Source organism: Neisseriaceae bacterium (genome assembly GCA_016864895.1).
In the GTDB taxonomy this organism is placed as follows: domain Bacteria; phylum Pseudomonadota; class Gammaproteobacteria; order Burkholderiales; family Neisseriaceae; genus QFNR01.
This window is the reverse complement of sequence record CP046107.1, coordinates 1,370,975-1,387,345: the sequence shown is the minus strand read 5'-3', so window position 1 is coordinate 1,387,345 and position 16,371 is coordinate 1,370,975. Positions and strand designations below refer to the sequence as shown.

Annotated in this window: 13 protein-coding genes and 1 tRNA gene; 2 read left to right on the top strand and 12 right to left on the bottom strand. The window is 29.3% G+C overall.

Annotated features, from left to right (window positions below; all coding sequences use genetic code 11):
* Positions 1-458 precede the first annotated feature (458 nt).
* On the bottom strand, positions 459-2,489 hold the full coding sequence (locus tag GKC53_05960; GenBank protein QRN41647.1) for an ATP-binding protein: 2,031 nt from the start codon (positions 2,487-2,489) through the stop codon (positions 459-461).
* 1,202 nt (positions 2,490-3,691) lie between these two features.
* On the opposite strand from GKC53_05960, the gene GKC53_05955 reads away from it, so the two are divergent.
* On the top strand, positions 3,692-3,826 hold the full coding sequence (locus GKC53_05955) for a hypothetical protein (GenBank protein ID QRN41646.1): 135 nt from the start codon (positions 3,692-3,694) through the stop codon (positions 3,824-3,826).
* A gap of 397 nt (positions 3,827-4,223) precedes the next feature.
* Here the strand turns inward: GKC53_05955 and GKC53_05950 are convergent, their stop codons facing one another.
* The 10 genes from GKC53_05950 to GKC53_05905 form a co-directional block, all read right to left on the bottom strand.
* Positions 4,224-5,423 carry a hypothetical protein gene (locus GKC53_05950; GenBank protein ID QRN41645.1) on the bottom strand — a complete coding sequence of 400 codons (1,200 nt, stop codon included), beginning with the start codon at positions 5,421-5,423 and terminating at the stop codon, positions 4,224-4,226.
* Positions 5,414-5,755 carry a hypothetical protein gene (locus GKC53_05945; GenBank protein QRN41644.1) on the bottom strand — a complete coding sequence of 114 codons (342 nt, stop codon included), beginning with the start codon at positions 5,753-5,755 and terminating at the stop codon, positions 5,414-5,416. Before GKC53_05945 ends, GKC53_05950 begins: the two co-directional genes overlap by 10 nt.
* A 646-nt stretch (positions 5,756-6,401) precedes the next feature.
* A tRNA-Ile gene (locus GKC53_05940) sits at positions 6,402-6,477 on the bottom strand.
* Positions 6,478-7,542: 1,065 nt separating this feature from the next.
* The gene (locus GKC53_05935; GenBank protein ID QRN41643.1) at positions 7,543-8,460 is read right to left on the bottom strand and encodes an ATP-binding cassette domain-containing protein; all 918 of its coding nucleotides are present in this window, start codon (positions 8,458-8,460) and stop codon (positions 7,543-7,545) included.
* Positions 8,461-8,549: 89 nt separating this feature from the next.
* Positions 8,550-9,257, bottom strand: a complete 708-nt coding sequence (locus GKC53_05930) for a hypothetical protein (GenBank protein QRN41642.1) — start codon at positions 9,255-9,257, stop codon at positions 8,550-8,552.
* A 512-nt stretch (positions 9,258-9,769) separates the two neighbouring features.
* The gene (locus tag GKC53_05925; protein QRN41641.1) at positions 9,770-10,543 is read right to left on the bottom strand and encodes an AAA family ATPase; all 774 of its coding nucleotides are present in this window, start codon (positions 10,541-10,543) and stop codon (positions 9,770-9,772) included.
* Positions 10,533-10,748 carry a hypothetical protein gene (locus GKC53_05920; GenBank protein QRN41640.1) on the bottom strand — a complete coding sequence of 72 codons (216 nt, stop codon included), beginning with the start codon at positions 10,746-10,748 and terminating at the stop codon, positions 10,533-10,535. Before GKC53_05920 ends, GKC53_05925 begins: the two co-directional genes overlap by 11 nt.
* 852 nt (positions 10,749-11,600) lie before the next feature.
* On the bottom strand, positions 11,601-12,296 hold the full coding sequence (locus tag GKC53_05915; protein QRN41639.1) for a hypothetical protein: 696 nt from the start codon (positions 12,294-12,296) through the stop codon (positions 11,601-11,603).
* A complete protein-coding gene (locus GKC53_05910; GenBank protein ID QRN41638.1) occupies positions 12,293-13,084 on the bottom strand; it encodes a hypothetical protein in 792 nt (263 codons plus the stop codon). Before GKC53_05910 ends, GKC53_05915 begins: the two co-directional genes overlap by 4 nt.
* A 10-nt stretch (positions 13,085-13,094) precedes the next feature.
* The gene (locus tag GKC53_05905; protein QRN41637.1) at positions 13,095-13,787 is read right to left on the bottom strand and encodes an ATP-binding cassette domain-containing protein; all 693 of its coding nucleotides are present in this window, start codon (positions 13,785-13,787) and stop codon (positions 13,095-13,097) included.
* A gap of 84 nt (positions 13,788-13,871) precedes the next feature.
* Between GKC53_05905 and GKC53_05900 the strand changes: the two genes are divergently transcribed.
* Entirely contained in the window at positions 13,872-14,102 is a 231-nt protein-coding gene (locus tag GKC53_05900; GenBank protein ID QRN41636.1) for a hypothetical protein, read from the top strand.
* 327 nt (positions 14,103-14,429) lie between these two features.
* Here the strand turns inward: GKC53_05900 and rpoD are convergent, their stop codons facing one another.
* Positions 14,430-16,361, bottom strand: a complete 1,932-nt coding sequence (gene rpoD, locus GKC53_05895) for an RNA polymerase sigma factor RpoD (GenBank protein QRN41635.1) — start codon at positions 16,359-16,361, stop codon at positions 14,430-14,432.
* Positions 16,362-16,371: the final 10 nt, after the last annotated feature.

The following is a 16,371-nucleotide window of genomic DNA, read 5'->3' as shown; positions in this document are numbered from 1 at the left end:
TAATCTGTTTACTTAAATTTTTATCATTTATCAACATACATAGCCATACCATACTTCAGTAAACCAAATAGTTTTCTTTCAATCAACTCTTTTTGTAGACATTTTCCTAGATTTAATTCTTAATATGGTATCAGTTAGATATCCCACACTTTCAGGATTCTTATTCCGTTTCCTGTGACAATTTATATTCTGACAAAATTATTATTAATAACGAGACTACTTCCCCGCAGAAGCAATCACATGATTGTTAAGCTTGATTTCATTTTACCTTGCTGTAAATTGCACATATAGCCTCATTTATTTACAACTAGTTGCAATCTACTAAGTATAATTTAATTACCCTTTATTACTTCTTTAATTAAAAAGTAGGCTTGGTAACATTCTAAGTAACTACCACTACATTACCCCCCCCTTTTCTAGGTAAAGGAGGATACCAACGTTTTGATTAGATTACAATTCTATTTGAGCCCTAACTTTTTAAATAAAATATCATTTCTCTTTTTTGCATCCTCTAATAGCTTGTCATAAGAAATAACTTCAATATAAGTGTTAATGTTATCGATGTATCTGTAGTAACCACCATTATCTGTCATCTTCTTATAGTCAATCTTTAAAATATACTCTAAAGATGGCGTAATATCTGCAATCAAAAAGGCATAAAACCTAAGATTGTCCATTTTAATTGGCCTTCCATCTATACTTACCTCCTTGCCATCCCTAATTTGCAATATGTATTGAACAAGTTGAAGACACGGATTCCTTGAGGAATCTTGATGTTTATAATCATCACGACCTGGTCTTTTGAATTCTATAATAACAATAGATCCACTCTGATTAGTACCGCTTTCAGATACTTCAGAAAGCCCTACTCGGGAATCATAAAAATTAATCAATATATCAGGCGCCTTATCAGATGCACTGTTCAAACCTTCTATAGTTTTCAATTTTTTATTGGAAGTTAAAATAGAATGAAAACTTAAACGTTCATCTATCATCCATAGATTTTGTTGTTCCAAGAAGATATCCCTAGAAGTTTTCCCCATAGGAAATATCATATTATGCAATACGCTTTCCAATTGGTAGGAATCCCCGTCCTTATTCCCCGACTTTCTTATTTTAAGATTTTTTTCAAATAAATCAATAATTATTTTTCTATGAACCACATACCTTGCTAAATCAGCTTTACCTATATCATTAATATTTTCAATATATTCATCGAGCTCCTTTTTGTATTCTTCATAAGCGACTGTATCCATTTTAGCTTCAATATTTTTTCCTTTTTCTCGAACCGTATCTTCAATAGATCTTCTAATGTGTAGCAACTGTATCTCTAATTTTGTATTATCTGCATAGGGCGATGTTTCATTTTCTAGCCGTGTTCTATATTTTTCATGTAAAAGAAATATATATTCAGGAGCTTCATTTTTGACAAATTCTTGAATTCTTTTTATTTTAGACTCATTGATATCTTTTAATTGTTCTTGAAATTCATTTAAGAGCTCCATCCTTAATTTATTCTCAAAATCATCTCTATTAATGCAAGTGGTATCATTATCATCAGCTGCTTTAAATAATATATCTATTCTCTCTCTCTCAACTCGATCATCAAAATATTTCCCCGAAATATAAATTTTTACGTAATAATCAGCTCCTTGATTATCAGTAAATTTTTCAGGGAAATAAGGTAACAATGATTTTAGTTCATGTTTTTCTACTTCACGGCCACTGGCACAAAAAGTATATTCTTGCTTTGTATATTTTTGTTGTTTGTGAATCAATATTGAAAAAGAATAATTATCAAAGTCAAAATTTCTTTCACTAGTTTGAAACAATAAATTTTCCTTGAATTCTTCTGTTAATTCTATTGATCCACCTTTAAAATGCTTAAGGAATATTTTTGGATATTTATTAAAAATGAATCTTATAAAAAAGTGTTGAATAATTTCTTCAGCAAACACTGCTAATTCTTTCTGCCAATAGTTTCGATACTCATCCTTAATTCTATTAATAGTAATAGTAGTTTTTCTTGTATTAATCTTGCAATTATAATCCAAAGGTTCTCGACTAATTCCTTGCCTGTTAAACTTAAATTTTCTAAGTAAATATTGATTATCTTCCTTGTAGTAGCTTTCGACTTCAACTTTATCAAATACTTTCAAATACATGAATCGACCAACACCTTTGCCTCCTAGGTCAATTTTCCTCCTTGTATAGGCCTCATTAAAAGCTTGATAGTTTTTTGCATTTAACCCCATACCTGTATCTGATACAGAAAAACCATCAATTATAGAAAAACGATTATTTTCACTCGGCGTAGTGATTAGATCATTATTTGCTAAAAAATTAATTATAATTTGGTGATTCTCACATCCATCCTCGCATTCATCAATAGCATCCAAACTGTTTGCAATAGCTTCAAATAACGGGATTAACGCTTTGTTTTTTGGCAGTTTTAAGTCATTAAGCAATCCTTCTAAATTCGTTTCCATGTTTTTTTCTCACGAGATCAAAATATCTCTGAGTATAACCTATAAATTTAGTTCACAGATACTTCTCTTGTTATTACCCTATCCACTTCTTACTCTGACTAAAAGATAGTGATTGAAGTTTTTCTAAATATTGTATTGATTGTTATTGCTCTTCACTAAAATAAGTGACATGTATTATAAAGAAGTCACTTTTTACCCACTGAATTTTCTAAAACACTCTTAAAAGTCTATCAGATAAACATCCCAAGTTCTAACTTTTATAATTTATAACCATGGCTGATCTCTTAAATTAATCAACCTTACGAATATGTATTGTATTTAACCCATGTGACTAAAGTTTTATGACTGATCATAATACATTCTACTGATTCATTTTTTGAGATATAAATAGACATAAATTTAGAGAAAATTTTAGAATTCTTTATTAACACACCTACAACAATAAACGATATTCAACGCATTAATATTCAAACATACTTAAATTAAAGAAAATAAACCAACAAAATAAGAGCCAACAGAAAACAAGACAATCCTATAATAAAGTTTGAGAGTAGGTTAGACAGATAAAGAAATTCTTGTCGCCCAGTTACAGGTTTTAAAAAACTGGACGTGATGTTCCTATGACAGATAAAAGTTTCTGAAAATTTTATGAATAAGCTAAAAAACTAATTCGAAATAATGTTACCTGATATTGAAAATGGTGAATTATGGGCGAAATAGAATAAAACAGGGACAACAAATACGAATTAAATTGATTAGTTCTCTTCAGGATGTTGTAAAATGAATTATATCTATAAAGGTCAACACACATGGATATTTTTATTTACAAAAAATCACTATCTACTAAGTTATCCGGTCTTTAGACTCGGACTAGATAAAGCCGGAAAATTATTAGGAATTAAAAAATCACCATTTCGATTTCAAGATTTAAAAGTAAAAGTAAATAAATAGATAATGTAGAAAGAGAAAAAATTGCAAAATAAACTTAAGAATAAAAACACCCTACACTTTCTCAAAAATGGTGGGTCTGGTAGGAATCGAACCTACGACCAAGGGATTATGAGTCCAATCAATTTAGCTTTATAAACATAGATTGGAAGATTTCTACAAATAAATTAAAAGATTTATTTAACAAGAAAATAACTTTTGACCAACTAACAGAAAATGATGTATATCTTGAATATAAGCAAAAAGGTGTTGATATGAAAATGGGATTAGACATTTGTTCGCTTGCTTTAAAAAAACAAATTTCAAAAATTATATTATTCGCTGGAGATTCTGATGTTATACCCGCCGCTAAATTTTCTAGAAGAGAGGGTATAGATCCATTGGGATAAAATCATATCAGATGATTTATATGAACATATTGATGAGCTAAAAAAATATTTACCGTTTTACCCCTTAAACAAGTAAACTATTAACAATACTATCTCTAATAGATGACTTTCCAGAGCCACTAGCCCCCATAAAAAATATAGCGATAGGTTTAGTTGTCATGACAATAAATCTTCTCATATCCATGTTCTATATAGGCTGTGATTTCATTAATAGTATTCCCATCTTTATTACAAATAACAACCACTTTCCCATCAGGAAACAATTCTATAATTTCTTTTTTATCATTCATGGTAATTCTACTAGTATGTTTAAATTATTCTTCTAGCTTTGCATTAAAAATCTCTACCAAATTATCTGGGAAAATCTTTGTCTCCATATTTATCTCTTTCAAATACATTATCGTTCCATTCCCGTTTGAGGACTACGCTCCATGACAATAGTATTATCTTTACTCTCTATTTGCTTTCGCTGTTCTGTATAGAAATTAAGTAATGCTTTTGTTTTTAAATTAGGAGATAAATCCTTTGTTAAATCTTTAACCTCTTTTTCATATCCTAGAAAATTATTTTTCTCTAAATTACTAAGTTTATTGTATAAATTTTGATATTCTTTTTCAGCTTTATTGACCTGAAAAGAATCGGATAAGGCCACTTTCATTTCGTTACTAGATGAATTTAGAGACTCAACACTAGCTAACTCTCTAAACTCTGGATTAATTGTATAGCACCCTTTTTTATCCCACTTACCAACGTCCTTAAGCATGTAAAAATGCTTTCCTCCTGGTGCAATACTTAAAAATATCTTGTCATCAATTTTTCCATCTAAATAATCTTTAACAAGCTTATCACTTAATTTATCTCTAATTTCTTTACTATTCCCAAATTCTTTTAATTGTTCTAATTTATCCCAACCCTTTATTTGAGTGGACATATCCCAACCATCTAATTTTTTTATAACCAATTGAGTTTGATTGGGAAATCTTTTATTTATTTTATTTAATCCATCTGGTAGATTGCCTTGAATATTTGCCATAGCTGCAATAGAAGCACCACGTCCATAGGTTCTAATACGGTGATAGATATTATCCAATGCTTGCTCTGGTGGCCGATGTGCAACTACAATTTTGACTTTATACCCCTTATCCAACGCTTTTTGGATTTTATCAAAACCTCCATTTTCTGGATTGGATAATTGGCCTTCAAAAATCAATTTAACATTCTTTTTATCAATTTCCTCATCAATACTTTTTGTTTTACCTGCCCCTGGAATACCTGTAACAATGACAACTTTATTTTTATTTCCATCATCTTTGGCTAGGACCTCATCGTATTTTAATGAAGATAAACAAGCTGCCGAATTATGTACAGCATTATTATAATAAGCTCTACTGGCTTTACTTTGCGTAAATTCACTAAACAATTCTTTGAATTGATCTGAATTAACATACCTTCCGTTATAATCTTTCAAATCAGGGAGTTCGTCATAATCAGCTAAATATTTAGCTGGGTTGGCTTCAACTTGTTTAATAATCCTATCTTCCGTTTTATCAAGGTTCTTATCATTTGGGAAACCTCTTTTATTAATTTTTATTCCCATTTACTACCTACCAATTCATCCCAATCCAACCCAGCTTTTCTGTACTTTTCTTTTACTTCTTCTATGGGACGATGATACATCTTTGCTTCTCTAGCTTCTCTATACAAAGGCTCATATGCCATACGAATACTGTCCACATGATCTAAATGACTTACTATCTCATCTACTCTATTGTCGCTTTCTTCTGTATTTATAGGCAATGAACTATATACTTCTTCTTTTTGTTTTCTTAATCTAATTTGATAATCTGGATAACTTTCATCTTTTTCTTGAAAGTATTCTGGATATTCATAATCATCACGATTACTCGGTATTATAATTCTTTCTTTCATATCTGACTCCTTTCAAATATCAATTGAAATATTACTTAATTGGGATAAATAGCTTTAATTTTGATAAGCTATTCTGGTTTTGATGGGGCAATCCAAACCAAGACAAAGGAACCTCTCCAAAATGATAACTACATCCCACGCTTTAAATATAATCTAATACATCTTTGTATCTAGGCTTATCAAACCACTCAGAATTTAAAATATATAAATATCCAGCACACCACCCTATTTTGTGAACAAGCTTTGTATATTGCTTCCTCTTAGAATCACAAGTCTGCAATTTTTCATCAGTAGAGCCAGATACACTTTGAAATTTAATTTCAATTATAAACAATGTATTTCTAACTATAATAAATAGACCATCATCTGGTAATAATTTTGCAGAAAGATAATCCTTCCAGTTAATATTATATCTCTTTAGAAAATTATAGAATTTATGTTTTTGAAAACAATTTGCTACTAATTCATCATTAAAGAAAATTTTATAACATGGAAGCGAGAAAATGACAAGACACTAAGACACTATGTTAGAAATAGAAAAGGCAAACTAGTAGAGCCAAAATAAACATAAAAAAAATTTACAAAAAAAATAGAATAAATGTAGAACAACATTATTTTAGAAAAGAGTTAAATCTATTATTAACACTGGTGGGTCTGGTAGGGATCGAACCTACGACCAAGGGATTATGAGTCCCCTGCTCTAACCGCTGAGCTACAGACCCTTTTCTTTGAAAAGACTTGTATTCTATCACAGGTTATTTTTTTTTCAAAGGAGTAAGATCTGAAATTGTACTTAAATAATTATTAATCTTTAAAAATAAATGTAAAAATCCTTAGTATGTTTATCATTTTCTCCTACTTAAATCCACAAGCAACAAAGTAGAAGTCAATTGCATTGACAGTTCTCTTGACTCCCGTATTGAATGGAAACAACTAAATTTAACCATGATGAGTCTAGGACAGAATGATTTAATTTTTAGTCTTGTTTAGACATTTTAATTTACCTGTAAATCTATTACAACATACGTAACCGTATGATTTTTCTCTAATTTAAGTAGAGATTTGGTGAAGGCAATTTATCTAATATTGCCTATTCTCAAGTGTCTAAGCATGATTACTTTATTTCTCGCTTTTATTCGTGGAAAGAAATAAAATTATTTTTGACCAATTAAGAATTCTTTGTTCAATGGTGTTGAATGCCCCCACTCCTAAATTTTGTAATTTCCAGAATTCTCTAATTAGCGCCTGTATTTTGGTATACCTAAACTATATTCATCCATTGATATTTTTTGAAACTTATTAATAAAAAAAAATTCAAACGCTGTACTTGTTCAGTAAACTTTTACACTGACACAAAAAATTGCATAACTGTAAGTCAGGATATTCATTGTAGATAGAGATAAATAGAATTTTTAGAAAACAGTAATACCAATATGAAATGATAATAGGGAAATTCTAGGTTTTGTTCCCTAAAATTTAATGTTTAAAAAAACTAAATTTCATTCGAAAGATATTGATGAATATAATGTTTCTTCTTTATTTTCTTGGTTAATTGGATATACACAAGAAAAACCACAACATAAAAATTTTCTGACTCAGAAATAGGGGGGAACAATACAAGTGCTTTTGGTGAAAGATATTCAAGAAAACTAGAGATAACGTTAATGGAATAGTAGTTTTTTCCAGAAATGAATGGGAATCTAGTTATCAAATAATTAAATAACATGTTCTTTAAAAACAATAAATCTATTTATCTATTTCTAATATTAATATTCAACTAAAAAAATTCATAAATAAAATCTTGCTTGTTCAGAAAACATTTTATAATACTTACCCTTCTTAGCCATTAAATGTTCATGGTTTCCATACTCAATAATTTGTCCATTGTCCATCACTATCACATCATCAACAAATTTACAGACTGACATTCGGTGGCTAATAATAATAGAAGTTTTTTTCTTTGATTCTTCCAATATAAGATCAATTATATTCGCCTCTGATTGAGGATCTAATGCAGAGTTCGGTTCATCAAAAATTAATAAATCTGCTTTTTCTGCATGAAGTAGAACTCTAGCTAATGATAATTTCTGCCATTGCCCTATCGATAAATCATGTCCAGAAATCTCAAAAGATAAGACATCATCTAGTTTTCCCGACAAAAAGTCTAAATCAACTCTTGTTAAAAAACTATCGATATTTTCATACGCTGCATTGTCAAGTATCAAATTATCAGCAACAGATAGTGGAAATTTAGAGAAATCTTGAAACATTGCCAATATTTTAGGATATTTAATCTTCTTATTCCATAAAAATTGTCCTCCTGTTGGCTGATAAAAACCACATAGTAATTTTATTAAAGTAGATTTTCCTGCCCCATTATTTCCAACAATTGCTATGGATTGGTTATTAAGGATTTTGAAATTAAAATTATTAATCGAATCTCTATCTAAATCATTATATGAAAAACTAATATTTTCTAAGGAAACTAAAATATCATTATCAATAGTTTGATTCTTTATAACAGGAGTATTACTTTCCTGATTATTTACTAGCTCCATAAACGGTCTAACTTTATAAGCTATCCCTAATGCTTCACTATAATTCATAATGATGACAAAAACCCCATCTTTTAATGCATAAATACCACTTAAAATGAGCGTTGCTTTTTCTATATCTATCAAATTATTCATATATAGATTGAGCATGAAAAATATTGGTAAAATAAGCACCCCAAAAGAAAATAATGAGATTAACAATAAATAAATAATATTTTTTTTCTAATTGAAGTAACCTCTTAGAAATAAGACTTAAATGAATGTATCCATTTATATATCATTTTATTTTGCATTTTAAAAATTCTTATTTCTTTTGCAAATTCAGGTTGAGTTAACACTCTTTCATAAATACGCATACTACTAAATTCATTTTCATGCTTATCCATTACATCCCACGTTTGCTTTTGGGAAACAACACTAATGTATACAAATGGAACTAAAGACGCGAGAATAATAAAAGGTGCCCACCAAATAGACGTAGAAATCAAAATAACCAAAGGCAATAAATGAATAAACCCAAATATGACTGCCATCAATGATGGTATAGAGCTGTCTACTTCATCCCCAAAAAGTAAGGACATAGTTAATTGTTTTCTTTTTTCTTTATCTTCAAATATCGATAACCTATAAGGTAAAGATACAGACTCAAATATATTAGTTTTTACTGTTGACCAAATAATATCGTTTAATGTATCTGAGATGAAATTATTGATACTAGCCAATGTATTAGCAAACAAGCTAATAAAAACAAATAGAAAGGAAAATAAATATAGATTATTAAAATCTTGATGAGAAAGTTTTCCAATAATTAAAGCTGTCAAATATAAAATTAATGTTGGTGTAAACGATGATACGCTATTGACAATTAGCGATAGCCAAAAGATTAATTTTTCCCTATATGAAATACTATCATATATAAACTTAATTAAATGAAAAATATTTTTCATACTATTTCTATCGGTTTGTAAGTTAAAAAATTTCTTTTTTCATCATTATAGGTTAATGTAAACCTTGATTACTGTCATTCTAAGTATCTAGAAAAAATTGGTGATTTACCCCCAAGGCAAATTTTTATATGTTTCTTACAAGTCATTCAAGATTATGGTAGACATCATAAATTTTAGATTAACGATCAATAATAGAAAGGATTCAAAGAACTAAAATAACAATTCTCTGAAATCCTATGAATGAATAATTTTGAGTGTGAGCTATTCCGAGTATGACTAAATTTTAAATCATTTTCTAAAAAATAAACTCCTGACCCTAATTTAGGTTCATCAACTTTTTTCCACTAAAAATTACTCTTAACTTAACATTAAAATTTATATGGAAATACAACAAATAAAGTTAGTATTTTACAAATAAATATTTTTACATCAACAACATTAATTCACTTCTTTATCTCCAAATTTTTTTGAAACAAAAAAATCATTGATGGAATAATTCATTTTTTGCCAGATCAACTTTGTCTTCTTTCATTTGTTCTTTGGCACGCACTTATCCTTTCGACAAATTCTTGTTCTTTAGGGCTAAGTTGTCTAGATATTTCTTCATTGATAACTTCACTAGGCCTTCTTGCATCATCAGCTTTATAAATCATAATGAGCTGATTCAGATCTCTTCTAGTTGACATAGTAAAACTTTTGACTAATCCAGATTCTTTAATTTTATCTGCTGTTTTTGCTAAACCATTTAACATTTCTTGAAATTTCTCATTAATTACCACTCTACCAGGCAAACCAGATTCTTTCATTTTGTGATAACGATCAACAGTACTTGCTTTAGCAACATCCTTATGACACAAAACTATATGAGCATGTGTCTCATAACCCGCTTCCTTGAATTGTTTTAATCTATTGGCCGAAGCCTCATAATCTTTTAAAGTACCCTCAATAACGACGTTTTTTTTGTCTTTGACTACTTGTTCAGATATTTTTTTAATCATCGCTTTAGCAAAATCATTAGTTTTAAACACCCAATCATCACCATATTCTTCTTTAATCTCTGCAAATCTGGGGTGCCTCATTCTATAATTATCACCGATAATTACATAAGTATTTTCTAATGTGGGAACATAATTTGATTTACCAGAACCAGCTAACCCTCCTAAAACGGTGACTTTAGGATTTGTTTGAGATTTTATTTTATTATATTGACTGTCTTCTAAAATTTCTCTTGATATCTTATCTAATTCTTCTTCCAAAAAATCAGTAATATCTTTTTTATTTGTCATAAGGAACTCTCATCTTTCTAAGTATTTCTACTTCTTTGTAAAAATCCAAATCTTCAGCTTTAGAATATAAATAATTATATTCCATCTCTCCTGCTTCTTTTGCTAATCTTTTCGTTTCATCTGTTTGGATAGGAAATCTTCTAATAACTGCGGCAGTATAACTAGCTGCTTCTATTAAGACATCCCTTTCCATAATCGTAGCCATAACATTATCCTTCCTTTGTCTTGTTCACAGATTTATTAGCTTCGATTGAGCATTATACATTATTTATATTATAAATATATAACACGTATACTAGAATCGCCTAGTAAATCAAATTTATTGTACAAACGTTAAAAAAGTCATTTTTCGAAGTTTTTTTTGGATTATAAACAAAGAAATTACTATAACAAATTAAAAATATTAAAGAAATTTGTGGAAATACTTACTAACAAATGATAGTCAGTACACCCAATAAACACAACAATAGGAGAAAGTTGTAACCTATACCCCTAGAGAATCTCAATCTTTGTTGAATACTCGCAATATTTGTGTATAAAATATTGTTGAACTTCTTCAGTATTGGTGTTGGGATAATATAATCCCACTATCGTATTATTGGTTAAAGGAAATATCCAACATTGCTTTTTTAAAATTTCTTTGTCAGCATAGCCATGCTATCCACGCACTCAAATTAAATTCTGACTAAGTACCATTTTATCTCTAATGTCTTGTTTCTCTCTATCTCTAAGTTTGGATATGTTGACACAGGCCAATTTATTTTATCCTGAAATCCAGCATTAACTTTATCTTGTAGGGTATTAGTAACAAAGAAAATAATTGATAGTAATGAATCATGTATGAAACTCATTCCTACATAAATGGAAATTAGAAAAATTATATTTATATAAATACTCTCCCAAAAAGACTCTCAATTAGTTGGGAATTAATGCATGACAGGTGGAACTAGTCCTAGCATTAAGTAACCAATAATACACAACAATAATTCTTGTCTTGCGAAAGATTCAACTAGTTTTAATAGTGCGTATAAATTACTATATTTGACATATTATTTAATCATTTACCATCCCAGTTACTATACCATTTACTAATAACATAAAAAATAACACCAACGAACAATGTATAAAATCCAACTAGTATAAGCAACTCTGAATAATTATTTTCAAGATATATTTTTAAACCGAGAAATGAATATAAAAATGGAATATATTGTCTAATTTCTCCTACTGGTGTATTTAATCCATAGCAAAGAATAAAAGAAAGCAGTATAAAAGACAAGAAAATGCTTATAGCACTATTAAATCTAATGGCAACATATGAAAAACAAGGAATATAAATAATATTGAATAGTATCGTTAAGATTAGTAAAGTTATAGAGGTAGTGTAACTAATAATGCCATTAAATATAAAAAATATTAAATAGCTAGATAGTACACTTAAAATAAATATAAATAAAAAACACAAGGTAATAGAAAAAAACCATTTCGATCTATTAGGGATTTGTAATAATTTATTATAACTATCTGAATCTTCTTCAATCTGAAAATAGCGACCAATTAAAAAAGCAAGAAGCATTTCCACTAATACATTATTGTAAGTATAAAAGTCTATTGTTTCTCTAAAAATAAATTTCTTTTGATAGGAAAAATACCAGAGCATAAAACAGGAAAAAGAAATATTTGTTAACAAGATAACGGGAACTATCCATGTTTTATTGATTTTAAATATGAAGCTTACGATAAAGTTTTTCATAAAAATTGTTTTTTATAATGTAGAGTTGCTATATTAATAGCAAAAGCTATAAGAAAAAAAATAAATGACCCCATCATAGTCAAGTATAAAGAATACATATCTCCAATCTGACTGTAATGAATATCATTGATTTCCAATGGTATCCCATTAGGATGTATCCCCATCATAATCATAGCTATTTTTAACCCATATCCATGAGGAACCAGCCAAAACAGGTCAGATAGCACAGTATAAACTGAAACTATAATCAAAATAAGATATAATATAAAAACAATAATAACATTGAAGTATCTTAATAAAGTTATATTAATCTGTATCAAACATATTTGTGAAAAAAATATTAAACCAGCAGTCTCAATAATTATACGAAAATTAGATACTTGTCCTGTCGTTATATAGACCGAATAAATTGTAATCATGCTAAAAATCAAGGTACTAAGTGCAAAATAAAAAGTTAATACAATAGATTTTGCTATAAAATTAGTAATCAAATTCCAATTATTAGATAAGCAAGATTCTAAGTACCTGCTTTTTTTATCAATATTTAAATTAAAATAAGTACCAATTATGATAATTGAATGTGAAATAATCAATGGCCATAGATTAAAGAAAGAGGCTTGTCTAACAGGAATTATAATTCCATCACTTTCATATAAACCATTAGAATCATTGGCATGTAGAATTGATAGTAAAGTAAATAATAATAAAATAAAAGGAGTAGCTAGATATATATATCTAACAAAAGATCTTTTTGTTTTAAGAAATTCAATCTGTATTAATTGTTTCATAAAAGAACAGTTAGGTTTTTGTGTAATTAAAAAATATTTGCTTTAAATCATCGATAGAACTGAACTCCTGCTCATATACAATTTGTCCATGATGGATGATGCCAACCTTATCAGTAATATTTTCTAGTTCTGATAAAATATGACTGGAAATAATAATAGTTCTACCAGATTTAATTAGATGTTTTAAGAAGGATTTAATTTCTTCAACACCATAGGGATCTAATCCATTAAAAGGTTCGTCTAAAACTAATAATTGAGGTTCCTTAATTAGTGCAATAGCCAGGCCTAACCTTTGTTTCATCCCTAAAGAATAATTTTTAGCCTTATCTCTATTACTACTTGCTAAACCAACATCATCTAATACTTTAGGAATTCTGGAGAAATTAATATTTTCTTGCAAACAAATAATCTTTAAATTTTCTATAGCAGTTAAGTTATCATAAAATGAAGGCCCTTCAATTAGAGAACCAATATTTCTTAGAAACTCTCGTTTAAAAGGCACCCCATTATAATTTACTCTACCTGTGTATTTAACTATAATACCTGTGATTATTTTCATTAAAGTAGATTTACCAGCACCATTTATTCCCAACAAACTATAGCAAGACTGCTTTGGTACATTTATTGAAATATCTTTAAGAACTTTTTTACCATTGAAAGACTTTTCAATATTTTTTGTATCAATTAATAAATTACTACCCATGAAAATATAACCTCAGTAACTTAATAAACAAAAACGCTATGGAAAAAATATATACCCCTTCATCCTATTGTAGCATCCTATTATATGTTGAGCACACCGATTCTACCCAAAAATTATGAAACGGGACATTGTGATTTCAAACTATCTTCAATGAATGAAGCAATCCTAAAAGAATCTTTATTGATATCCAGTTTTGACTTGTATCATGAATTGAATAAAAATTTAACAAGAATGAACAAAAAGAAAGAATTAAGTATTGAAAAATATACCAATAGAATGACTACAAGATCCACTCCTTTTGGTATTTTTCTATGATTAAAGTTGAATAATTATATAAAATTGATCATAGTATAATTTAGAAGATAAAATTTCTGAAAAATTATCCTAACAGGAGATGTTACAAATAGAGTTCGTAATATTTTCAATTATTAAAATTGATGTTCTAAATTACATAACACATTCACTCGCTAAAGATTTTAGCAATTCTTTAGCACATTTATTCCCATTATTTAACGATCACTGTTATAGTTTACACTATGAATAAAAAATTTATAGTGGATACAGTTTTCGTTTTCATATCACAATCTTCAAAAAACAGTAAAAAAAAGACTCTTAAAGAGTCTTTTTTCTATTTCAAAAATTTTAATCATCTTTACAATCTAAAAAACCACGCAATAATTCACTACGAGTAGGGTGCCGCAGCTTACGTAATGCTTTGGCTTCAATTTGTCTAATTCGCTCACGTGTGACATCAAATTGCCTTCCCACCTCCTCCAAGGTATGGTCAGTATTCATTTCAATTCCGAAACGCATGCGCAAAACTTTCGCTTCTCTAGGTGTCAAGCTAGATAAGATTTCTCTCGTCACCTCTCTTAAACTTGAATACATTGCGGCCTCAGATGGTGCAACTGTATTTGTATCACCAATAAAATCACCAATATGCGAATCATCATCATCGCCAATAGGCGTTTCCATTGAAATTGGCTCCTTAGCAATTTTCATGATTTTACGTATTTTTTCTTCAGGCATCTCCATCATCTCAGCCAAAGTTGCTGAATCTGGGTCATTACCTGTTTTCTGTAAATATTGCCTAGACAAACGATTCATTTTATTAATTGTCTCAATCATATGTACAGGAATACGAATTGTTCTTGCCTGATCTGCAATAGAGCGTGTAATCGCCTGACGAATCCACCAAGTCGCATAAGTAGAGAATTTGTATCCACGACGATATTCAAATTTATCAACCGCTTTCATCAAACCAATATTACCTTCTTGAATCAAATCTAGAAACTGTAACCCTCGATTAGTATATTTTTTGGCAATCGAAATTACTAGCCTTAAATTAGCTTGAATCATCTCTTCTTTAGCATCATTAGTTTCTCTTTCACTTTTAGCTAAATCTCGACTAATCGCTTTTAATTCATCGATAGACAACATTGTTTCATCTTCAATAGCAATCAATTGATTTTGTAATTCTAAAATATTATGCTGGAATCGAGATAGCTCTTCTGCCCAACTGTTTCTCTTAGCAATTTCTTCATCAACCCAATTTAAGTCGGTAAAACGTCCTTTAAAATTCTCTATAACGTAAGCTCTGTTCATATTAATATGGTCAACACACAAATTTAAAATTTCAACCTCATATTGACGAACTAAATCTACCTTATCACGTAACCTTTGGCACAACGCCTCAATTTGTTTTGTCGTAAATCTGACTTTATATAATTCATTAGCAATATCATTCTGTATTTTTAAATACTTTTTGCTATCAGTTCCATTCTTTTTTAATGCTTTAACCATTTGGTTATACATTTTTTCTACAACAGTAAAATGCTCTAAGGTCGCAACTTTTAACTCTTCTAAGTTTTGTTCAGAGATAGATCCTCCAGCAGAAGAGGTATCATCTTCGTCATCAGACTCATCGACATTCTCAATATCAGTCACACTATGTAGATCATGTTCCTCTATTTCAGCTTCTGCTTGTGCTACTTCTATCTTGGTATCATCCGTGTTAATAATCCCTTCTACTACCTCATCTACTGCTAATTCATTATTTCTTATTTTTTCTGTCAAGGTTAATATTTCAGCTATAGAACTAGGACATGCACTGATCGATTCAATCATTTTTTTCAAAGCATTTTCAATTTTTTTTGCAATAACAATCTCATCATCTCGAGTTAATAAATCAACTTGCCCCATTTCTCGCATATACATACGCACAGGATCAGTTGTGCGACCAAATTCAGAATCCACACTAGATAATGCTACCTCGGTGACTGCGTCATCGTCAGTATCGGTTACTGTATTATCACTCATCAGTAATATTTCATCATCAGGTGCTGCTTCTGTTACCTGAATTCCTAACCCACTAATCATGCTAATGATATTGTCGACTTGTTCACTATCAATCACATCCTCCGGTAAACAATCATTAATTTCCGCAAAGGTGAGATAGCCTCTTTCTTTTCCTAAAACAACTAATTTGCTAACTTGGTTTCTTTTTTCCTCTGCCGATAACGATTGAAGCCTCGTTGTAGCATCAGAATCTAAAGGTTTATCGTTTTGTGCCATAATCTCTTCC